The organism is Haloglomus halophilum (assembly GCF_024298885.1).
GTDB lineage: Archaea > Halobacteriota > Halobacteria > Halobacteriales > Haloarculaceae > Haloglomus > Haloglomus halophilum.
The window spans coordinates 588,141-607,161 of sequence record NZ_CP101166.1; the positions used below are offsets into that span (position 1 = coordinate 588,141).

The 19,021-nt window shown below is 70.9% G+C and carries 22 protein-coding genes and 1 tRNA gene; 9 read left to right on the top strand and 14 right to left on the bottom strand.

What is annotated here, in order from left to right; all coding sequences use genetic code 11:
• The first annotated feature begins 161 nt into the window (after window positions 1–161).
• Window positions 162–1,253 (top strand): sensor histidine kinase, encoded by a 1,092-nt coding sequence (locus NL114_RS02900; protein ID WP_254823303.1) that lies wholly within the window; start codon window positions 162–164, stop codon window positions 1,251–1,253.
• A 3-nt stretch (window positions 1,254–1,256) separates the two neighbouring features.
• On the opposite strand, the gene NL114_RS02905 is transcribed toward NL114_RS02900, so the two are convergent.
• The 3 genes from NL114_RS02905 to NL114_RS02915 all read right to left on the bottom strand — a co-directional run bounded on the left by NL114_RS02905 (window position 1,257) and on the right by NL114_RS02915 (window position 2,088).
• Entirely contained in the window at window positions 1,257–1,451 is a 195-nt protein-coding gene (locus NL114_RS02905; protein ID WP_254823304.1) for a DUF7331 family protein, read from the bottom strand.
• A gap of 260 nt (window positions 1,452–1,711) precedes the next feature.
• Window positions 1,712–1,903 carry a DUF7331 family protein gene (locus tag NL114_RS02910; protein ID WP_254823305.1) on the bottom strand — a complete coding sequence of 64 codons (192 nt, stop codon included), beginning with the start codon at window positions 1,901–1,903 and terminating at the stop codon, window positions 1,712–1,714.
• Window positions 1,903–2,088: a DUF7331 family protein gene (locus tag NL114_RS02915; RefSeq protein WP_254823306.1), complete on the bottom strand. Its 186-nt coding sequence runs from the start codon at window positions 2,086–2,088 to the stop codon at window positions 1,903–1,905. Before NL114_RS02915 ends, NL114_RS02910 begins: the two co-directional genes overlap by 1 nt.
• A gap of 210 nt (window positions 2,089–2,298) precedes the next feature.
• On the opposite strand from NL114_RS02915, the gene NL114_RS02920 reads away from it, so the two are divergent.
• Window positions 2,299–2,919 carry a uracil-DNA glycosylase gene (locus NL114_RS02920; RefSeq protein ID WP_254823307.1) on the top strand — a complete coding sequence of 207 codons (621 nt, stop codon included), beginning with the start codon at window positions 2,299–2,301 and terminating at the stop codon, window positions 2,917–2,919.
• 9 nt (window positions 2,920–2,928) lie between these two features.
• Here the strand turns inward: NL114_RS02920 and NL114_RS02925 are convergent, their stop codons facing one another.
• Entirely contained in the window at window positions 2,929–3,267 is a 339-nt protein-coding gene (locus NL114_RS02925; protein ID WP_254823308.1) for a twin-arginine translocation signal domain-containing protein, read from the bottom strand.
• Window positions 3,268–3,387: 120 nt separating this feature from the next.
• Here NL114_RS02925 and NL114_RS02930 point away from each other — a divergent pair, with 120 nt between their 5' ends.
• On the top strand, window positions 3,388–3,864 hold the full coding sequence (locus NL114_RS02930; protein ID WP_254823309.1) for a hypothetical protein: 477 nt from the start codon (window positions 3,388–3,390) through the stop codon (window positions 3,862–3,864).
• Here NL114_RS02930 and NL114_RS02935 read toward each other — a convergent pair whose 3' ends face one another.
• Complete coding sequence (locus tag NL114_RS02935) at window positions 3,865–5,133, bottom strand: outer membrane protein assembly factor BamB family protein (protein ID WP_254823310.1); 1,269 nt, start codon at window positions 5,131–5,133, stop codon at window positions 3,865–3,867. It lies immediately after the preceding gene.
• A gap of 179 nt (window positions 5,134–5,312) precedes the next feature.
• Entirely contained in the window at window positions 5,313–5,924 is a 612-nt protein-coding gene (gene hisB, locus NL114_RS02940) for an imidazoleglycerol-phosphate dehydratase HisB (RefSeq protein WP_254823311.1), read from the bottom strand.
• A gap of 292 nt (window positions 5,925–6,216) precedes the next feature.
• Between hisB and NL114_RS02945 the strand changes: the two genes are divergently transcribed.
• Together NL114_RS02945 and NL114_RS02950 are read left to right on the top strand one after the other, a co-directional pair.
• The gene (locus NL114_RS02945; RefSeq protein WP_254823312.1) at window positions 6,217–9,411 is read left to right on the top strand and encodes a tetratricopeptide repeat protein; all 3,195 of its coding nucleotides are present in this window, start codon (window positions 6,217–6,219) and stop codon (window positions 9,409–9,411) included.
• Between the two features lie 168 nt (window positions 9,412–9,579).
• The gene (locus NL114_RS02950) at window positions 9,580–9,735 is read left to right on the top strand and encodes a hypothetical protein (protein ID WP_254823313.1); all 156 of its coding nucleotides are present in this window, start codon (window positions 9,580–9,582) and stop codon (window positions 9,733–9,735) included.
• Between the two features lie 32 nt (window positions 9,736–9,767).
• On the opposite strand, the gene hisA is transcribed toward NL114_RS02950, so the two are convergent.
• From hisA to NL114_RS02965, 3 genes are all read right to left on the bottom strand, one after another.
• On the bottom strand, window positions 9,768–10,490 hold the full coding sequence (gene hisA / locus NL114_RS02955; RefSeq protein ID WP_254823314.1) for a 1-(5-phosphoribosyl)-5-[(5-phosphoribosylamino)methylideneamino]imidazole-4-carboxamide isomerase: 723 nt from the start codon (window positions 10,488–10,490) through the stop codon (window positions 9,768–9,770).
• Between the two features lie 53 nt (window positions 10,491–10,543).
• Window positions 10,544–11,722: a serine hydrolase domain-containing protein gene (locus NL114_RS02960; RefSeq protein ID WP_254823315.1), complete on the bottom strand. Its 1,179-nt coding sequence runs from the start codon at window positions 11,720–11,722 to the stop codon at window positions 10,544–10,546.
• Between the two features lie 150 nt (window positions 11,723–11,872).
• On the bottom strand, window positions 11,873–12,259 hold the full coding sequence (locus NL114_RS02965) for a nuclear transport factor 2 family protein (protein WP_254823316.1): 387 nt from the start codon (window positions 12,257–12,259) through the stop codon (window positions 11,873–11,875).
• A gap of 95 nt (window positions 12,260–12,354) precedes the next feature.
• On the opposite strand from NL114_RS02965, the gene NL114_RS02970 reads away from it, so the two are divergent.
• Window positions 12,355–12,425, top strand: a tRNA-Gly gene (locus tag NL114_RS02970).
• A gap of 254 nt (window positions 12,426–12,679) precedes the next feature.
• Here NL114_RS02970 and NL114_RS02975 read toward each other — a convergent pair.
• Entirely contained in the window at window positions 12,680–12,850 is a 171-nt protein-coding gene (locus tag NL114_RS02975; RefSeq protein WP_254823317.1) for a hypothetical protein, read from the bottom strand.
• A 41-nt stretch (window positions 12,851–12,891) separates the two neighbouring features.
• Window positions 12,892–14,028 (bottom strand): YihY/virulence factor BrkB family protein, encoded by a 1,137-nt coding sequence (locus NL114_RS02980; protein ID WP_254823318.1) that lies wholly within the window; start codon window positions 14,026–14,028, stop codon window positions 12,892–12,894.
• A 121-nt stretch (window positions 14,029–14,149) separates the two neighbouring features.
• Here NL114_RS02980 and NL114_RS02985 point away from each other — a divergent pair, with 121 nt between their 5' ends.
• Window positions 14,150–14,536 carry a DUF7522 family protein gene (locus NL114_RS02985; RefSeq protein ID WP_254823319.1) on the top strand — a complete coding sequence of 129 codons (387 nt, stop codon included), beginning with the start codon at window positions 14,150–14,152 and terminating at the stop codon, window positions 14,534–14,536.
• A gap of 38 nt (window positions 14,537–14,574) precedes the next feature.
• On the opposite strand, the gene NL114_RS02990 is transcribed toward NL114_RS02985, so the two are convergent.
• Window positions 14,575–15,567, bottom strand: coding sequence for an alpha/beta fold hydrolase (locus NL114_RS02990; protein ID WP_254823320.1), 993 nt, complete (start codon window positions 15,565–15,567; stop codon window positions 14,575–14,577).
• A gap of 52 nt (window positions 15,568–15,619) precedes the next feature.
• Between NL114_RS02990 and NL114_RS02995 the strand changes: the two genes are divergently transcribed.
• A complete protein-coding gene (locus NL114_RS02995) occupies window positions 15,620–15,937 on the top strand; it encodes an MTH1187 family thiamine-binding protein (RefSeq protein WP_254823321.1) in 318 nt (105 codons plus the stop codon).
• Window positions 15,938–15,946: 9 nt separating this feature from the next.
• Here NL114_RS02995 and NL114_RS03000 read toward each other — a convergent pair whose 3' ends face one another.
• Entirely contained in the window at window positions 15,947–17,257 is a 1,311-nt protein-coding gene (locus NL114_RS03000) for a tRNA(Ile)(2)-agmatinylcytidine synthase (protein ID WP_254824767.1), read from the bottom strand.
• 221 nt (window positions 17,258–17,478) lie between these two features.
• Between NL114_RS03000 and NL114_RS03005 the strand changes: the two genes are divergently transcribed.
• Complete coding sequence (locus NL114_RS03005; protein WP_254823322.1) at window positions 17,479–18,453, top strand: transcriptional regulator; 975 nt, start codon at window positions 17,479–17,481, stop codon at window positions 18,451–18,453.
• Between the two features lie 91 nt (window positions 18,454–18,544).
• On the opposite strand, the gene NL114_RS03010 is transcribed toward NL114_RS03005, so the two are convergent.
• Complete coding sequence (locus NL114_RS03010) at window positions 18,545–18,883, bottom strand: hypothetical protein (RefSeq protein WP_254823323.1); 339 nt, start codon at window positions 18,881–18,883, stop codon at window positions 18,545–18,547.
• Window positions 18,884–19,021 lie beyond the last annotated feature (138 nt).

Consider the following 19,021-nt stretch of genomic DNA (forward strand, 5'->3'; position numbering starts at 1 on the left):
ACGGATGGGTACGCACGGGCACGGACGGGTACGGACCGGTTCGCTCGTATGGAGGGGCTGGTACGGAACGTCGGACGCGGCGGGAATCGGCCGTATCGAGTGTCAGTTGTCACCGAGTACGCCCAAACCGTTTTGTCGTGTGGACGAGTACCGAACCGAAGATGGCCTTCAGTCACACGGCCGGAGAGCTCCCGGACGCGATACCGGAAGAGGCCGCAGGCTGGACGGTCGCAGTGCTGGGCCTGGCACTCGTCGCCAGCGGCGCCGCCTACCACACCGTCACACCGGACAGCGAGTTCTTCATCACGGCGGTCGCGAGTCTGCCCGGAGCCGCGACGACGGGTCTCTGGGTGGTGGCGCGGAACCGGTGGGTTGGGACGGAACACCAGCCACGCCTGCTCCGCTGGACGCTCATCGGCGGCGGGGTCCTCGGCAGTATCATCATCGTGGTCGCACTGGTCCAGGGGGGTGGACTGTTCGAGTGGTTCGAACTCCTCCAGTTCCTCACCGGCGTCGGGACCGCGTCCGGGGTCGCCATCGGCACCAGTGAGGCACGGAGCGTCGAGGCGGCCCGCCGGGCCGAGCGCGCCCGCGTCTCAGCCGAACACGTCCGCGAGGAACGTGACCGCCTTCGATTCCTCAACAACCTGCTGCGCCACAACGTCCTCAACAAGATGCAGATCGTCCGCGCGTACACCCGCGAGGTCGCCGACCAGCAGGACGGCGAGTTCGACGAGGAACTGGGGACGACGATGGAGCAGACCCGCGAGGTGGCCGAACTCGTCGAGAACGTCCGCCACCTCGTCCGAGCGACGACCGACGACACCCCCCCACGTCCGGTCGACCTGCAGGCGGCGGTGGAGGCCGCCGTCGAATCCATCGACCCCGAATCCGGCGGCACCGTCGAGGCCGACGTGCCCGCCGTCACCGTCGAGGGTGACGACCTCCTGAAGTACGTCGTCGAGAACCTCGTCCGGAACAGCTTCCAGCATCACGACCGGGAGGCGGCGACCGTCCGGGTGACGGGGACGACCGACGGGGAGACGGCCCACCTCCGCATCAGCGACGACGGCCCCGGCATCCCGAACGGCCTGAAGGAGGAGGTGCTCACCCCCGGCGAGCACGGGGACAGCGGCCTCGGGCTCTATCTCGCGCGGACCGTCATCGAGGGGTACGGCGGGTCGGTCGGTATCCGGGACAACGAACCCCGGGGGACGGTCGTGGAGCTGACGCTGACGCGCGCCGAGGCGTGAGCCTCACCGACCGAGTTCGACCGAGTGGTCCGCGCGGATCCAGGCCCCCTTCGCGTCGCTGTCGTAGAGGATGGTCTCGTCGTTCCGGGTGGTGAACGCGCCGTAGCGCTCCGGGTCGATGCTCGGCAACGAGTCGTCGTCGGGGGTGCGGACGGTCGACAGTTCGGTCGCCTCGCTCCGGTTCTCGTTCGTGGGCATGTGTGTCACGACACGTTCCACCACCCTGAGCGTGATGCCAGTCATTGCCGGGAGAAGGTAATACATGGTGAGAATGGCACGGAGAGTGGGGACATCCGGAGCTGTCCGTCACCGAGTGGTATCTCCGGATGAACACGAGAGGAATCGGCGTGAGAGTGCCGGTGGGGAACCGGTATCGAGCGACAGCGGAGACGGTGAGCAGCGGAGACAGCAGAGACAGGGGAGCAGTGGAGACAACGCGGACAGTGGGGACAGGCACCTCACCGACCGAGTTCGACCGAGTGGTCCGCACGGATCCAGGCCCCCTTCGCGTCGCTGTCGTAGAGCACGGTCTCGCCGCTTCGGGTCTCGAACGCGCCGTAGCGCTCCGGGTGGATGCTGGGCAGCGAATCGTCCTCCGGGGTGTGAACCGCCGCCAGGTCTGCGCCGTCGTCCTCGTGGTGCTGGTCCATCAGTGACCCACCTCGACTGCACAGTCGGCGCGGAGCCAGGCGTCCTCGGCCTCACGGTCGAAGAGGACGGTCGTCCCGTCCGCGACATCGAAGGCCCCGTATCGCGCGTCGGGAACCGGCGGCAGCCGCTCGTCCGCCGGCGTCTCGACGGCCACCCTGTCGGTCCGTTCGTTCGTGTCTCCCATCGACAGATGCTTGTCCGGGGACCTCCCTGAGGCTGTTCCCGGTTCTAGCCAGGTATTTATTATTCGTCGATTTATAATACACCATATTGAGACGGCAAATATCGGTTCGGCCGGAGCGAACCGCGGCCGTCACACCCGGCACGCGTCGCCCGAACGACCACGCCTGACAGGTGGGCGGGTTTCATGCCGGCGGGGCGCCTCCCGTGAGCCGTGCCCGAGGACCCGACCTTTCCGGACCCCAGCCGGCGGAACCCGGTGGCAGCCGGCTGTGAACGCTGCCCGGAACTGGTCGACTGTCGCACGCATATCAGCCACGGCGTCGGGCCGACGGACGCGTCGCTGGTCGTGGTCGGGGAGGCGCCCGGCGCGGGCGCGCCGGCGGCCGACCGCTGGCGGGGCGGGAACCTGACGGGGATGGCCTACACGACCCGCAACTCCGGGCGGAAGGTGCGCCGGCTGGTCGCCGACGCCGGCTTCGCGGACGACGCCTACTACACGAACGCCGTCAAGTGCTTCCCGTGCGACGGCGCGGGGAGCAACCGTGAACCCACGCCCGAGGAGCGGGCGAACTGCCGGCCGTATCTCCGTGAGGAACTGGCGGCCGTCGACCCGGACACCGTCCTCACCACCGGCAAGCACGCGACGACATCGGTGTTCGTGATGACCGGCCGGTCGCTCGACGGGTTCCTCGACGCCGTGCTCGAACCCGTAGCGACGGACATCGGGCGGGTGATTCCGCTGCTCCACCCCAGCTACCAGGAGGTGTGGCTCTCCCGGCTGGACCACACCCGCGAGTCGTACCTCACGGAGTTGCGGGCGCTGCTGGCCTGAGCCGAGCGCTCAGAACGGGAGCGCCGGCTTCGCGGACCCGCTGTAGCGCTCGGCCTCGGATTCGATGTCGACCTCGAAGGAGACCTCGCGGCGCTCGCCGGCGTCCATCGAGACGGTCTTACCGTGTTTGCTCTGGACGGTCTCGCCCTGCCCGTAGATGGTGAGGGTGACGGTCACGTCGCCGCCGGCACCCCCGTTCTCGACCACGAACTCGACGGTCGTGGGACCGAGGAGGCTGCCGCTGGCGTTCGATTCGACGATCTCGGGGGCGGGCAGGACGGTCGAGCACCCCGCCAGCGTGACCGCCCCGGCGGCCGCCGTCGTCGCGAGGAAGCGTCTCCGTTGCACGTGTCGTCGTTGCGGACGGTCCGACTAACTTACGCGGTGCGAAAGGTGCGGGGAGGGGTCGCAGGACCCGCCGGGAGGGCAGGTTTCAAGCCCTCCCCCGCGGATTCGACACCAACGACCATGTCGGACCAGGCGATCCAGCGGGCGGTGCGCGAACTCCGGAACGCGGAGGTGGCCGCGACCGAGACGGTGACCGTCCAGAACGGGACCAACGTGTTCCCGGACGATGTCGGTGAGCCGGTGCGGGTCCTCGACGCCGGGAGCGCGGTCCGGAAGGTCGAGGACCTGGCCCGGAACGCGCTGGGCGAGTACCTCCCCGAGGGGGTCGGCATCGCGACGCAGAACGGGGAGTTCGAGGTGAGCGCGCCTGCCGCCGAGGGGGTCGACGTCCGCTTCGACACGGAGCTGTTCGCGGTCCACTCGACGCAGGTCACCTTCTCGGGAACCATCGAGCGCGCCGCCGACGGTGTCGAGGTCGGCATCGTCACGGTCAACTTCCGCCTGCTGGACCGCCAGCGGTTCCCCGGGGCGCAGGGTGGCCGGGGGCAGCAACAGGGCGAGCAGCAGGGCGGACAACAGGGTCAGGGCGGACAGTAGCTACCGGAGCGCGGCCACGAGCCCGTTCCCGGCCATCGCGAACACCGTTCCGTCGACGGGCGCGAGCGTTCGGGCCGGTGCGTCGAACGCGACCCGCCAGCGCTCGCGTCCGTCGATGGGGTCGAGTGCCCGCACGTCGCCGGGCGCCCCATCCGTCGCATCCTCGTCTCTGGCCGTCGCCACGAGCACGCGGTCGCCCGCGAACACGACATCGCGGACGAATCGGCCGGTACCGGCCTCGTGTGTCCACGCGACGGCCCCGTCCTCGAGCGCGAACGCCCGCACCGTCGCCCGGAACCGCTCCCCGGTCGTCGGCTCGCTGGTCCACTGCCGGTAGACGCCAGCGTACACCCGGTCGCGGGCGGCGTCGACGGCGGCATACCGGGACCCGAGGAACGCGTCCCGCTCGTCGCTGCGAATCGCCCGCCACGCCACCTCGCCCGTCGTCGCGTCGACCGCTCGGAAGGCCGGCGCGCCGGCGTCCGTCCGGAATCCGTACCGCGTACCCGGCACGAGCACCCGAGAGCCGGCGCCCACGGGGGCGTCGATGCGTTCCACCTGTGTCACGGACCGCCACTCGGCCGGCGGCACCGCGCGCAGTGGCACGTCCAACGCACTCCGTGGCCGGTACCGGACGAGTTCGTAGCCGTCGTGGCCGAACAGCGCGCCGTCGTGGACGAGCGGCTGGGCCCGCAGGTCGGGCGACTCACCACCCCAGCGACGGATGCCCGTGTCCTGCTCCCGGGCGACCGACCCGAATCGGGTCGTGGTCAGGACCATCCCGGCTGCGACCGTCAGCCCCGCCGGTAGAGCGGGGAGGTCCCGTGTCCACGCTGTGTCGCCGGTCGCGGCGTCGCGGGCGGCGACCCTCGGACTCTCGCCGTCGCCGCCGGCGACGAACAGGCGACCACCGCGGCGTGCGAGGGTATCCACCGGCCGCTCGTCGCTCCACACCTTCGACCCGCCGCCCCGGTCGAGTGCGACGAGACCGTCGGCACCAGCGTACACCCGGTCGGTATCGACGACGAGCGCCTGCGGCGCGAACTGCGACGACGCCGCGACGGACGCGGTCCAGTCGACCGTCGGGTCGTCGGGAACGCTCACGTCGGGCACGGCAGCCGTGTTCGCGAGGTCGTAGCGGGAGAGTGGCCACGTATCCGCGGTCGGCGTCCAGTCGTCCACCTCGCCGAGTCGGACGCGGTCGGCGACCAGTCCGCCACCGGCGACGAGACCGGCCGCACCGGCCAGGAGGACACGTCGGGAGGGCATCACCGGCCGGTTCCCGACGAACCACCGAGTGGTTTGTGGTCCGGAGAGCGGCCAGGTGGCGGACTGGTCGCTGATGACAGAGATGTTCGTAATCCTGCCATTATCGATTATCTCCGGCCCATATCCCGCAGAGATGAACGGAAAGTTGAGTATGTCGAGAGCTCCGGAACTGTCTCAGCCTACAGCTCGCCCTTCGTACTCGGCGTGTCACCCGCCCGGCGCTCGTCGACGCGGGTGGCATCGTCCAGCGCGCGGGCGAGCGCCTTGAACAGCGCCTCGACCTCGTGGTGGGCGTTCTCGCCGGTGACGCCGGCGTGGAGCGTGAGCCCGGCGTTCATCGCGAGCGAGCGGGCGAAGTGCGCGGCCATGTCGCTGGTGAACTCGCCGACCGACGGCTGTGAGAACGCGCCGTCGAAGTCGAAGTAGGGGCGCCCGGAGACATCCACGACCACGTCCGCGACGGCCTCGTCCAGCGGGACCCGGCGGTCGGCGTAGCGGACGATGCCACGTTTCTCGCCGAGCGCCGCGTCGAACGCCTGCCCGATGGCGATGGCCACGTCCTCGACGGTGTGGTGGTCGTCGATGTGGAGGTCACCGTCGCACTGGACCGTGAGGTCGAACAGGCCGTGTTTGGCGAGGGCGGTGAGCATGTGGTCGAAGAAGCCGACGCCGGTGTCGACGGTGGACTCGCCGTCGCCGTCGAGCGCCAGCGTGACCTCGATGTCGGTCTCGGCGGTCTCGCGGGTCACGGCGGCCTCCCGGGCACCACCCGCGGTCGTCTCGTCGCTCATGGTCGCGGCTCCGGGGCCCACCGGCAAGACGGTTCCCCCTCGGCACGGACGCGCCGCCCGGCGCGGCAGTACTTAAACTCAGTATGTGACGTAATGCCCCCGTACTCGAAACAATCACTGCGGGGTATCGTGTCTCCGCGTCGGCAGTGCCCCGGGTCGGCTCGGCTCCATCTTCGATCCGTCACTGGCGACCGCGTCGACACGACACCGCTTGGCGCGCGTGCCGCTACCGGGGGGTGGGGGTGCGCTCGCCGGGCAGACCTTTTGTGAGTGGCCGAAGAACGAGCGACAAATGGACGACGGGGGGGAGCCCGTACTCGACGTTGTCAAGCGGCGCTGGCCGGTGTTCGAGCAATTGCTGGACGGCCCCTCGTACAAGCGCGACCTCGTCGCATCGGTCGACCGGTCGCGGTCGACCGTCGACCGGGCCGTTCGGGAACTGGAGGCGGCCGGACTGGTCGAGCGGACGGACGGCGGCTACGTCGCGACCGTGGCCGGGCGACTCGCCGCCGAGGAGTACCGGGCGGCGACGGACTCACTGGCGGCGGTCGAGGCGGCGGTCGCCGCGCTGGAGCCGCTGCCGTACGACGCCCCGCTGTCGGGCGCGGCGCTGGCCGACGCGACGGTCGACCTCACCGGGTCGGATGCCGACGCGACGGCGCTCGCCGACCGGTTCCTCGACCGCCTCGCGAGCGCGGACAGGGTGGCGGCCGCCATCGCAGCAGCCGCGGACGAGTCGTTCACGGCCGAGGCCGTTGCGACGGGCGGGGCGTCCGTGCTGCTGGCGCCGGGCGCCGACACGGGGCCGAACGGCCGGACGGCGACGACCAACCCACCGTTCTCGCTGCTCCGGACGCCGACGGCCGTCCTGCTACTGATACACGCCGACGACGGACGCCCGCACGCACTGGTCGAGGCGACCGGCGACGACGCGCTCGCGTGGGCCGGGGAGCGGCTCGCCGAACTCGACCCGGAGCGGGCTACCGCGACGCCCCCAAGACAGGAGGACGGGTCGGAGTCGGCACGGCTGGCGTCGGATGGGTTCGAGCGCCTCGGCGACGCCGCGTTCGACCCGGCGAACGCCCGTGACCTCGTGCTGGCGCTCCGGACCGGCCACGAGTTCGCGGACGTGGCCGCTGGGCACGCGCTGCCGCGGGAGCGACCCGGCGGCGGTGACGCTGCCCGCGAGCGCCTCGACGACTGTCTCCTGGCACGCCTGACCGACGGCCGCGACGTGGCGCTCGTGGGGCCGCCGGGGAGCGGCAAGAGCACCGTCTGCCGGCAGGTCGCACACCGCTGGGACGAGGCCGACCACGGCGCGGTGTGGTACCGCCGGAGTGGCCGGGGGCGACAGTTCACCGCGCCGGAGGCACTCGCAGCCGCGGCCCGGCGTGACCCCGGCCACACGCTGGTCGTCGTCGAGGACGCCGTCCGGTCGGGCCGGGCCGTGTTCGAGACGATGCGTGCCCTCCGGGACGACCCGACGGTCTCGGTACTCGTGGACGCGCGGACGGCCGAGTGGGGTGACCCGCCGGGCGAGCCGCTGTCCCCCGCGGTCAGAGCCGACCGGGACGAGGCGGTCGAGGTGTTCCGGATGCCCCCCCTCGACGAACGCGAGCGCGAGCGGTTCGTCGCCCACGTCGCCGCCGACCGCGACCGGTCGGCCGAGGAACTGGCGGCGGCGGTCGAGGCGGTCGCGCACTGCTCCGACGACGAGGCGGCCGGCGCACCGTCGGCGGTACTGGCCTTCCTCCACTGCCTCGCGACGGCCGCGGGCGTCGGGGAGGACGTTCCGAGCGCGCTGCAGGCGGACGCGGAGACGACGCTGGCGCGGCTCCGCGAGGGGGACCCGGCGGCGTACGACCTCGGCGTGCTGGCCAACCTGCTGAACGCGGCGGGAGTGGCCGTGGAGCCGGCGTCCCTCTACGCGCTGGTCGCGCCGCCGGCCGGCTACGACGCGACGGCCATCGACGCCGCCATCGAGACCCTCCACGGGCGGGTGCTGTTCGGACCATCGCCGCTGGACTGTCAGCTCCCCCACGAGGAGTGGTCGGTCGCGTTCCTCGACGCGCTGGTCGAGACGGAGCCGGCGCCGGCGGCCCAGCGCCGGGTCGGCCGCGTCTGCTCGGCGCTCTGGTCGCTGGCCGACGACCCCGAAGGCCGTGAGGCGGTCCGGGACGCGCTGGGCGCGGAGGCGGCGGTCCTCGAACGGATCGCCGCCGACCCGACCGCGTGGGCCGACGAGACGGTCGACGCCCTGTTCACGCTCGTCGAGCGCCAGCCGGGGCTCGCACCGTTGCTGGGCGAGAGCGACCACTCGGCGCTCACCCTGCCCGACGCCTGTTCCCCGCGGACGGTCGTCCGGACCGTCGCACGGCGCTGTCAGGCCCGCTTCGACCAGGGGGACTACGAGACGCTCGCCCGCGAGGCGGCGGGGCTGTACCATCGGGCGGGCGTCCTCGACGCACCTGAACGGACGCGCTTCCGGTCGGAAGCGTTCTTCCACCGGGCCTGGGCCGCCATCAGGACCGGTGCGTTCGACGACGCCGACCGGTACGCCGAGTGGGCGCTCGCGCTGGCCGAGACGGTCGACGACGACGAACGGGCCCGGAAGGCGCTCGGGGCCCGCGGCGTCGCGGCGTGGCTCGCCGGCGACCTGGACGACGCCGAACGCCACCTCGGGACCGCCGAGTCACGGGCCGACGCCGAGGGGGACCCGGCCGGGGCGGCCTCCATCCAGAACAACCTCGGCATCGTCCACTACGAGCGGGGCGAGTTCGACGCCGCGCTGGACCGGTTCGAGCGGAGCCGAGCGCTCCGCGAGCGGGCGGGTGTCCGGGTCGCGCTCGTCGACTCCCTGGTCAACCTCGGCGTCATCGAGCGCGACCGGGGACGGCCGGAGGCGGCCATCGAACGGTTCGAGACGGCAGTGGACCTGGCGCGTGACACCGGAGCTCGCGACTATCTCGCGCACGCGTTGCGTGCGCTCGGGAACACGCTCGCCGACGACGGCCGCCACACGGCAGCCACCGAACGACTCGAGGAAGCCCTCACCCTCGCCCGTGACGCCGGCAACCGGGAGAACGTCGCCCACTGCCTCCGGGGGCTGGGCGTGGCCGCTCGCGAACGGGGCGACCTCGACCGGGCCGAGCGCTACCTGACCGAGAGCCGCGGGACCGCCGACGCCGTCGACGCCGATCGCGCGCTCGCGCTCGTACTCCGGGAACTGGGCACGCTCGCCCGCGAGCGCGGTGACAGCGAGGTGGCGCTCGACCGACTGGACGCGTGCCTGGAGACGTTCGACCCGGAGACGCGGAACGCCGAGACGGCACGTGCACACCGCGAGCGCGGCGAGGCGTTGCTGGCGCTCGGCGACGACGCGGCGGCGCGTGAGGCCTTCGAGACCGCACGGGCCCAGTACCGGGCACTCGGCGCGGACCACCGGGTTGCGGAGTGCGAGAGCCGGATGGCGGGCGTCGCGGACTGAACCGTCCCGACCCGCGGCGCCGGCACCGTGGCTCGGCGGGCCTCACACTCCCCGTCGCCGGGGGCGAGCGGGGGGCACTGCCCCGGCCGCCCCCGGACCATATAAATAGCAGGGTGGAACCGGATTGGTGCTCGATTTTATATATCTCTGCCCCAACGAACGGGTACAGTGTCGCTCATCCAGTCAGTGACGGATACGGTCGTTGCGGCGGCGCCACAGATGGCGGCCGCCTCCCCGACGGGAGCGGCCGTCTCCGGTGCCGCCGCCTACGCGCTGGTCCGGCTGGCGGGCCGGCGGGAGCACCGACCCACGGACGGAACCTGAGGCCGACCGGGCGCGGAGTCGGGCACGGTTCGTCACTCGACGGCCGCGCTCGCCTCGGCGAGCGTGAACGCGCCCTCGTAGAGCGCCGTGCCGACGACGACCGCCGCGGCCCCCGCGTCGTGGACAGTCCGGACATCCTCGATGGTCGCGACGCCGCCGCTCGCGATGACGGGAGCGTCCGCCGCCTCGGCGACGCGCCGGATCTCCTCACCGCGAACACCCTCCATCTGTCCCTCGACATCCACGTCGGTGAAGAGGATACCCGCCGCGCCGGCATCGACGAACCGCGCGGCGGCCTCGGCCGGGTCGAGACCCGTCCCCTCGGTCCAGCCGGAGACGACGACCTCGCCGCCCCGGCTGTCGAGGCTCACGATGACGCCGTCGGGGAAGCGCTCGGCGATGGTCGAGACGATGTCGGGGTTCTCGACGGCTGCCGTCCCGAGGATGACGCGGTCGACGCCACCCTCCAGCAGCGAGACGGCATCGGTCGCGGTACGGATGCCGCCCCCGACCTGCACGTCGGCGCTCGTGGCCGCGACCACGCGCTCGATGGCGCCCGCGTTCTCGCGCTCGCCCTCGAACGCCCCGTCGAGGTCGACGAGATGGAGCGTCCGGGCGCCCTCCTCCTCCCAGCCCTGGGCGGCCTCGACGGGGTCGCCGTAGGTCCGCCCGGTTCCACGCTCGCCGCCCACGAGCTGGACGACCTGCCCGTCCTGTACGTCGACCGCCGGCACGACCTCGAACGAGTCGAACATTCCGGTTGGTGCGTACTGGGTGGCCGCGCGGCTAAACGGTGCTGGTCGGGCCGTCACTGGAGACAGTCGTAGACGGCCTCCCGGACGGCCACCTCGCGGGGGTCGTCGACGAGATGGACGCCCAGTCGGTTCGGAACGTACGCGAAGGCGAGGTCGGCGTCGGGGTCGGCGAAGCCGAACGTGCCGCCGAAGCCGGGCGTCCCGAACGCCGCGTCGGAGCTCCCGAACGTGAACTCGCCGTACGGCTTCGAGTAGCCCATGTCGTACTCGTTTCGGATCCGCACGACGAGGTCCCGGTCGCCACCCGACGGGGGCGTCGGGACCGTCGTCAGCTCCTCGTAGGTCGCCTCGTCGATGCCGAGGCGGTCACCACCGGTCGCGAGGTCGTCGTAGACTTGGGCCAGCCCCCGGGCCGTCCCGATGCCGTTGGCCGAGGGGATCTCGACCGACCGGAGCGGCGGCTCCGTCAGGTCCGTCGGGTCGTCGTAGGCGACGCAGTTCGCGGCGCGGTTGCTGAGCGACCGCGGGTTCAGCAACGCCGCGAGGTAGCGCGGCGATAGCCGGTGGGCGTTCCGGAGGAGCTGGACCGGGCCGAAGGGGTCGAGCTCGGCCACCCGCTCGTCCGGGACGGACTCGGGCAGGCCGATGTGGAACTCGGCGTCCAGCGGGTCGGCGACCTCGTCCGCGAAGAACTCGCCGACGGTCCGCCCGTCCGTCCGGCGGAACAGCTCGCTCGTGTACCAGCCCAGCGTGAACGTGTGGTAGCCATGGCGGGTCCCGGGGCCCCAGTCGGGATTCTGGGCCGCCAGAACCTCGGCGAGTTCGTCGTGGTCGGCCAGCTGCGCGGCGGTCACCGGCTCGTCCAGCGTCGCCAGCCCGCTCCGGTGGCGCAGCAGCTGCTGGACGGTGATCGTCTCCTTGCCGTGCCGAGCGAACTCGGGCCAGTGGTCGGCGATGCGGTCCTCGAGGGCGAACAGTCCCCGCGAGAGCGCGACCGCCGTCGCCGTCGCTGCCATCCCCTTCGTCCCGGAGAACGCCATCGCCATCGTGTGCTCCGCCCAGGGCTGCTCGCCAGCGGTGTCCCGGTAGCCACCCCAGATGTCGACGACACACTCCCCCTCGTGGTAGACGGTACAGGCGGCCCCGAGCTCGTTCCGCGACCGGAAGTTCTCGGCGAAGGCGTCCACCACCGGTCCGAACCCGTCCGCGGCCGTCCCGTCGACGACCGGCATCAGCGATCGTCCCCTTGTATCGTGTTATCAATCCGGACAGACATGATACCGGGTAGGCCACAAGCGAAGATAAATCTTGACCGGGGGCTACCGGTCGGTGAACAGAAGCTCGTCCACTGCGCTGTCCGCCGCAGCCCCGGCCGTCGGGTGCTACATCGTGTACGTTGTCAGCGCGGCCAACCGGCCGTCCGCGACGGCGAAGGTGTCGACGAACCGGAACCACGTCTCGCCGCCCGCCCGCTCCAGCCACCCCTCGACGGCGACGTACGCGTCGGCGTCGGCCGTGGCGAGCGGGTCGTCCGCGGCAGCCGTAGCGGTGGTCGCCTCCTCCGTCCGGTAGACCCGCTCGACGACGTGTGTGGTGTCGGTCTCCGGACGCTCCTCGCGCATGAACCGGACGAACGCGTCGGCCCCGTCCAGGGTCCGGTCGGGCCGGTGCTGGGCGAAGTCGTCGGCGAGGAGGTCCCGGAGCGACTCGTAGTCGCCGTCATCGATGGTCCGGTAGTAGGCACGGGCGAGGGCTCCGGCGTCGGTCATGGCTGGGACCTGGGTGCGTGGACGGTATCAAACCCCGCGGCCGCAGGGGTTCCGGAATCCTTTTGTGCAACACCGGCGTCCCATCTGGTACAGGCGCGCTGGTAGTGTAGTGGTATCACGTGACCTTGCCATGGTCACAACCGGGGTTCAAATCCCCGCCAGCGCACTTCTACTGCGAGCGAAGTGAGCAGTTGAGTCGCTCACGGGGATTCGAGCGAACGAGTCGCAGCGCCGGGCGGAGCGAGGCGACCGTCTCGTCCGGTTCAAATCCCCGCCAGCGCACTTCTCCGAACACTGCCCGTCGAGCGGCCGCGCTCTCCGACCACCTCTCCCAGCAGCGATGGGTCTCGTCCGCTGCGTGAAGCCCGCTCGTCGGTAGACAGGACGACTGCGGTGCGGAGATGGTCACCGGAAAGGAGGCTACTTGGAGTGGCGGCGGCGACCCTTTCGCCCCGCCCGGTTCCGGAACCAGAGAAGGAGGCTGAGCCCGAGGCCCGACAGAGCCGTCAGCAGCAGGAAGCCGATGGCCAGCAGGAGTCCCAGGGATGTATCGTCGAACTGGCCGACGACGATGGCGTCGAGCGACAGCATATTTCAAGCTACACCATCTAAGGATATAACGTTCTCGACGGCTACGCGTCCGGGTCGTCCCGGCGGCGGTCGCTCCGGGAATCCCACTGGAACAGGACCCTCCCGGTCTCGCGGTCACCGCCGAGGAGCCGTGGCCGGTCGACGGTCTTGACCGTGACCGAGGCCTCGTCCGGGCGCGGGAGCGTCACCTCGCGGTCGTCGATGGCGACCCGGACCTCGTCGTACCCCTCGGCCTCGGCGACCTCGAGAGCCTCCTCCAGTTCGCGGAGCGGCTCGACGAAGTCGTCGTCGTTGTACGAGTGGTGTGTCCCGGGTTCGGCGCCCCAGGCGATGTTCTCCACGTCCTCGCTGCGGCCCGAGAGGACGGCGTTGATGGACGCGCCGACGAGCAGGATCAGCCCGCCGAAGTAGAGCCAGGTGATGAGGAGGATGATGACGCCGACGATGCCGTAGGAGGAGGTCGAGGAGGCGGCGACGTAGTAGCGGAACACGGCGCTGAGGGCGGTCCAGCCGGCCGCGGCGGCCAGGGCACCCGGAATCACCTCGCGGACGGTGACATCCTCGTCCGGGAAGATGTAGTACATCGGGAACAGGGCGATACCGATACTGAGGACCGAGAGGAGGGGGCGGACGACGGTGTCGGCCTCGCCGAGCGTGGGAACCCCGATGAAGCGCTCGGCGGCACTGACGACGAAGAGGGCGATACCGAGCGCCCCGAAGACGATGACGCCGTCGATCATCTGGTCGGCGAAGGTGTTCAGCGACTCGGACTCGTAGATGTCGGAGAACGCCTGGTCGAGCCCGCGGAAGATGCGCAGCGTCCCCCAGATGAGTGCAGCGAACGACAGAGCGGATATGCTGGCGTTCTGCGTCCCGCTGGTCGCGGCGTCCAGCAGGACCTGCGTGAACTGGCCGACGACGCCCTCGTCCTGGGCGGCACCGACCGGGGTGAGGTTGGCCGCGATGGCGCGGAGGAACGACTCGGCGAGCGCGTCGTCACCGACCTGCGAGATGAGGAACAGCACCAGCAACAGGAAGGGTACCAGCGAGACGAACGCATGGTAGGCGATGCTCCCGGCCATGAACGTGACGTTCTCGGCCCTGACCTCGGTGATGATGGCCTCCACCACGGTTCGCGCGCGGCGGACGCGTGGGTCGTCGAGTACCCGGCTGCTCATGGCGGCCCCTTCTCGCGCCGCCCTATAACCCCCCGGGATGACGACGATACGGCCCCACGCAAGAAGGACCGAACTGTTAGCCGGCGAACCCACCCGACGAACAGCACCGGCTAGAAACAGCATGACCGAAACGACCTCGAACGCTCCCGAGCGGCTCGTCCCGTACCTCCGCGGCTCGCTGGGTCGGGGCCTCCGAACCGTGATACGGTACCACGATGACGGGTACGAGCGGCTGTACTGTGACGAGGGGTTATCCGACGAGGTCCGTGCGGCGCTCCGCGAGGCCGACACGGGCTCAGCAGGGACGGCGGTCCGCAACACGCTCGGCGCTCGACGCGGGACCATCGAGTGCTACGAGGACACCGTCCTGGTCCATCTCCCGGAGGGGAACGACCGGGGCACACTCGTCACGGCGGACCCGGACGCACTCTCCGAGCTCTACGACCTCCTCCGGGGGATACACCACCACCAGTCGGTCGGGGCGGGGGCGGAGCGTGGGGAGCGGTGAGGCGACCGGCGACGGCGTCGACGCCGAAGCGAGCGGGTTCAGGCGCCGTCGAGGAAGCGGCGGATCTCGTCGCCGACGAGCGCGGGGCGCTCCTGGTGGACGAAATGGCCCGCGTCGCTGACCCGGAGGACGCGACAGGGCGCGTCGAAGGCCCGCTCGGCCTCGTCGTACAGCTCAGTGCCGATACAGCCGTCGCGCTCGCCGGTGATGAGCAGCGCGGGCACCTCGATGGTCGGACCCTCGTCCGGTGAGGGCGGGCCGTGGAAGACCATCTCCTTCAGTCCGCCGCCGACGATCTGCCGGTAGTACGCGAGCGCGTGCTCGACGGTGTCCTCGCGCTCCAGGGTGGCCTTCACGCTCTCGATGCGGCTGCGGGAGTAGTCCCAGCCGGGGCTCCAGAGCCCCCAGAGGAACTCGACGAACTCGAAGTCCCGCCACCGGAGCGCCTGCTCGGGCGCACCGGGGACCTGGAACAGCCACATGTACCACGAGCGCAGCACCTGCTTCGGGTAGCGCGTCAGCAGCGCCTCGAAGCGTGGCGGGACCGCCATCGCCACCAGCCGGTCCATCGCGTCCGGATTCGCGGCCGCGGCGGCGTACGTGGCGACGGCCCCCCAGTCGTGGCCCACGAGGACGCGCTCGCCATCGCGGTCGAAGTGGTCGGCTGCCACGTCCAGCAGGGCGTTCGCGTCGGCGCCCAGCGCCTCGGCGGTGTACTCGCCGTCGGGTGCGGGGTCCGTGGGCGCGTACCCGCGCATGTACGGCGCGACGGCGGTGTAGCCCGATTCCGAGAGCGCGTCCAGCACGGGTACCATCGACCCCGCGTCGTCCGGGAAACCGTGGAGGCAGACCGCGAGGTCGCCGGTGTCCTCGGCGTCGGTCGCGGGCTGTTCGACCAGACACTCGAAGGTGAGGCCGTTCGCCTCGAATTCGATGGTCCCGTACCCCGCCGTGTCACCGGCGGCGACCGGGTCGGCCGGGCGCGTCTCGGGGTCACTCGTCGTCGGGGCATCCGTGGAGTCGTCGCTCATACTCGCCCCTCCGACGCCCACGCTCTTAGCCGTGGGTGTCGTAGGCCCGGCCATGACGGTCGTCGCGCTGCTGTCGGTCGCACCGGTCATCGAAGGGAGCATGGCGGGCGAGGTAGCGAAGGCGGTCGCCGCGCTCGACGAGTTCGACGTCTCGTACGAGACGAATCCGATGGGGACGGTCATCGAGACCGATGACATCGGGACGCTGTTCGCCGCCGCGCAGGCCGCTCACGAGGCGGTCGATGGCGACCGCGTCAGTACGGTCCTGAAGATCGACGACAAGCGGACCCGGGAGTTCCGCGCCCGCGAAAAGGTCGACGCCGTCGAGCGGGAGCTGGGGCGGGAGGCGACGCGGGAACGGGAGCGGTGACCGGGACACTCACCGCTCGGGATGCGTGGGCGCGTCGAACCCACCCCGGACGAGTGGCTTCGCGATGTGCCGACGGGCACAGGGCGGCACCTCGTACCAGCCCCGTTCGAGGTCGCGTTCGACCGCCCGCTCGACCTTCCCCGGCGCTGAGGTGTCACAGTCCCGGCAGCGGTAGCCCTGTCCGCGACCCGCGGAGGACATCGACCGGCCGCAGTCCGGACAGTCCGGCGTCGCGGGTTCGGTCCGGGCCAGTTCGCGAACGGCGAACTTCTCCAGTTTCAGCGTCCCGTCGCTCACCTCGCCGCAGGCGGTGATGTGGTCGCCGACGCGCAGGGCGCGCACGCGGTCGCGGAAGCGCTTGGTCGGCTCGAAGGCGGCACAGCCGAGCGTCACGGCGTCCGCCCGGTCGTCACCGGGGGCGCGGAGTTCACAGAAGACGTGCCCGCCCCGGCGCGTCTCGGGCGGCTCCGAGACGACCCCGTCCAGCCGGTACGCACGCCCGTCACGGGCGTTCGCGAGCGTCCCGTCGCGGAGGTGTGCGTCGGTTCCCTGGTTGGTGACGAACGTTCGCGCGCGCTCGGCCGGCTCCGAGTCGATGGCGGCGGCGACCCGCCGGCAGGCGTCGGGGGCGTCGCCGCGGATGCCGTAGAGAACCGGCCCCGGCGTGTGGGGGACACAGACCGTCTCTCGCTCGCCACGGTCGACGGTGTCCCAGACGGTCGGGTACGCCTCGTCGGCGGCGGCGAAGACGCTCGCGGCGTCGACGGAGCGCTCGGTCCCCCAGCGCTCGCGCGGCCGGTAGACGATGTGCTCGTAGGTCGGTGTCAGGTCGTCCTCGGCCCAGGCACGCCACGCACCGGTGGCCGCGAGCGCGCCCACGAGGCCGCGCCCGTCACCCCAGGTCGCGTGACGGGTCTCGACCGCCCCCGCCGCGTCGGCGAGCACATCGCGGGCCGTCTCGCGCGCCAGGACCTCGCGGACGGCCCGGCCGGAGAGGTCGGCGACGGCTTCGGGCACCGCCCCGGGCGCGCCGCCGAGGGCGACCACGCCGGGGTTGGTCCGCGGGTCGTCGACGACGGCGGTGTCGTCGACGAGGGCACGGGCAGCGTCGAACGCCGTGTCCACGGCAGCGTCGGTATGGACCGCGAGTGCGGCGTTGCCGCGGGTCTTGTACTCGACGGCAGGGTTGAGCCGGACGAGGCAGACCCGGGCGACGCTGGCACCGCGCCCGCGCAACCGCTCGGCGAGCACCGCGGCCGCGTACGTGGTGCACATCCCCGCCTCGCGCGAGTCCGTGTCGTCCAGTCCGACGACGGTCACGGTCGTCATTATCTGCCCGGTTACGAACGGGTTTCGCTCCGCGACCGCCCGACCGACTGCACCCCGGTTCGCCGCTGAGCGGCCACGAACAGCCCTCGGACCCCCGTTCGCCGTGCCACACTACCCGGTATTTGAATGTGTCCCCGGTGCCTCCAGAATCGACGGACACAGCGGGTGAGGGGACACAACACATATGTTCATCGAGTCATCTATATTCCTCTATGTCCCGGTCCGCACTGGTCGAGAACGTGACCGCGATGCTCGAGGACGCTGGGTTCCTCGTCAGCGACCGGTGTGCGATCCGTCCGAAGAGCTTCGACGTGGCCGCTCGCCGCGGCGAGGACACGCTCCTGCTGAAGGTCCTCGTCAACATCGACGCGTTCGACGCCCCGACGGGGGCGGAGATGCGCCGACTCGGCCACTACCTGGGCGCGACACCCATGGTCCTCGGACTCCGGACGCGCGACGAGGAGCTCGACCCCGGCGTCGTCTACTTCCGCCAGGGTGTCCCGGTGCTCTCGCCGGACACCGCGATGGACCTGTTCGTCGAGGAGGTGCCGCCGCTCATCTACGCCGCCCCCGGCGGACTGTACGTCAACATCGACAGCGAGGTGCTGGCCGATGCCCGCGAGCAGAAGGACTGGTCGCTCGGCCGTCTCGCACAGGAACTCGGCGTCTCCCGGCGTACCGTCTCGAAGTACGAGGACGGCATGAACGCCTCCGTCGAGGTCGCGGCCGAACTGGAGGAGATGTTCGACGCGCCGCTCACCTCGCCCGTCGAGGTGCTCGACGGCGCCGAGGAGGTCCGTGAGGGCGACCCCACGCCCGATGACCCCGACGCCGACCCGGACGACGAGCCCGTCATCGCGGTTCTCACCCGTGTTGGTTACGACGTCCACCCGACCGACCGCGCCCCCTTCAAGGCCGTCGGCGAGGCCCGGCGGGCGCGCCTGGCCTCGATGCTGACCGGCCACTCCACCTTCGACAGAACCGCCGAGAAACGCGCCCGCATCATGTCCTCGGTGGGTCGTGTCACTCGCACGCGGTCGGTGTACGTCGTCGACCGCGCGACGCGGGACAGCGTGGCGGGCACGGCGCTCGTCGAGCGCGAGGACCTGGAGCAGGTCGAGGACGCCGACGACCTGCGCGACCTGATCCAGGAGCGCGTCGACATCGACGTCGAGGAACCGGCGTAAGGCCGTTCTGGAGCGGTCCTGTCGCCTCGGGTCGCTGGTCACCCGAGACCAGACTGCTGGACAGGAACACGAGTTCAGCACTCTCCGCAGATCATTCCTCGGAGGCCGCTTCCGAGGATGCGACATACCGTCGTGTCGCGTAGAATCCGACGGCATAGATTCCGAACGCGAACGGTCCGACTGCGAAGATGCCGACGGAGAAGATACCGACCGCGAAGACACCTGCAGAGAAGATTCCGACCGAGAAGATGCCCGCGGAAAGCACGCCCAGACTGAAGTTCCCTGCTGCGAGGAACCCGAAGGCCGATTGCCCGGCAGCCAGCACCTCGTATCCGGCGATGGTTTCGACACCTGCCAGTGTCAACACCAGCGCGATTACCAGCAGCCCAACCGCCACGAAACCGCCGGCATCCTTCCAATCTGTCTCCATATCCGGGGATACGACGGAAACGGTATTAAGATATTATCGTATTCCGAGTTTCTGAGAACAATCGGTGCTCATCGACACGGAACCCGTGGCCCGCTCCGTGAGTGACGCGCCCCCGCGTTCAGTGCGAGCGCTGCGGCC

Coding starts and splice junctions, on each gene's coding strand:
- NL114_RS02900 (WP_254823303.1), top strand. CDS start 162: ATGGCCTTCAGTCACACGGCCGGAGAGCTCCCGGACGCGATACCGGAA.
- NL114_RS02905 (WP_254823304.1), bottom strand. CDS start 1,451: ATGCCCACGAACGAGAACCGGAGCGAGGCGACCGAACTGTCGACCGTC.
- NL114_RS02910 (WP_254823305.1), bottom strand. CDS start 1,903: ATGGACCAGCACCACGAGGACGACGGCGCAGACCTGGCGGCGGTTCAC.
- NL114_RS02915 (WP_254823306.1), bottom strand. CDS start 2,088: ATGGGAGACACGAACGAACGGACCGACAGGGTGGCCGTCGAGACGCCG.
- NL114_RS02930 (WP_254823309.1), top strand. CDS start 3,388: ATGTCGGACCAGGCGATCCAGCGGGCGGTGCGCGAACTCCGGAACGCG.
- NL114_RS02935 (WP_254823310.1), bottom strand. CDS start 5,133: ATGCCCTCCCGACGTGTCCTCCTGGCCGGTGCGGCCGGTCTCGTCGCC.
- hisB (WP_254823311.1), bottom strand. CDS start 5,924: ATGAGCGACGAGACGACCGCGGGTGGTGCCCGGGAGGCCGCCGTGACC.
- NL114_RS02945 (WP_254823312.1), top strand. CDS start 6,217: ATGGACGACGGGGGGGAGCCCGTACTCGACGTTGTCAAGCGGCGCTGG.
- hisA (WP_254823314.1), bottom strand. CDS start 10,490: ATGTTCGACTCGTTCGAGGTCGTGCCGGCGGTCGACGTACAGGACGGG.
- NL114_RS02960 (WP_254823315.1), bottom strand. CDS start 11,722: ATGCCGGTCGTCGACGGGACGGCCGCGGACGGGTTCGGACCGGTGGTG.
- NL114_RS02965 (WP_254823316.1), bottom strand. CDS start 12,259: ATGACCGACGCCGGAGCCCTCGCCCGTGCCTACTACCGGACCATCGAT.
- NL114_RS02975 (WP_254823317.1), bottom strand. CDS start 12,850: ATGCTGTCGCTCGACGCCATCGTCGTCGGCCAGTTCGACGATACATCC.
- NL114_RS02980 (WP_254823318.1), bottom strand. CDS start 14,028: ATGAGCAGCCGGGTACTCGACGACCCACGCGTCCGCCGCGCGCGAACC.
- NL114_RS02985 (WP_254823319.1), top strand. CDS start 14,150: ATGACCGAAACGACCTCGAACGCTCCCGAGCGGCTCGTCCCGTACCTC.
- NL114_RS02990 (WP_254823320.1), bottom strand. CDS start 15,567: ATGAGCGACGACTCCACGGATGCCCCGACGACGAGTGACCCCGAGACG.
- NL114_RS02995 (WP_254823321.1), top strand. CDS start 15,620: ATGACGGTCGTCGCGCTGCTGTCGGTCGCACCGGTCATCGAAGGGAGC.
- NL114_RS03005 (WP_254823322.1), top strand. CDS start 17,479: ATGTCCCGGTCCGCACTGGTCGAGAACGTGACCGCGATGCTCGAGGAC.
- NL114_RS03010 (WP_254823323.1), bottom strand. CDS start 18,883: ATGGAGACAGATTGGAAGGATGCCGGCGGTTTCGTGGCGGTTGGGCTG.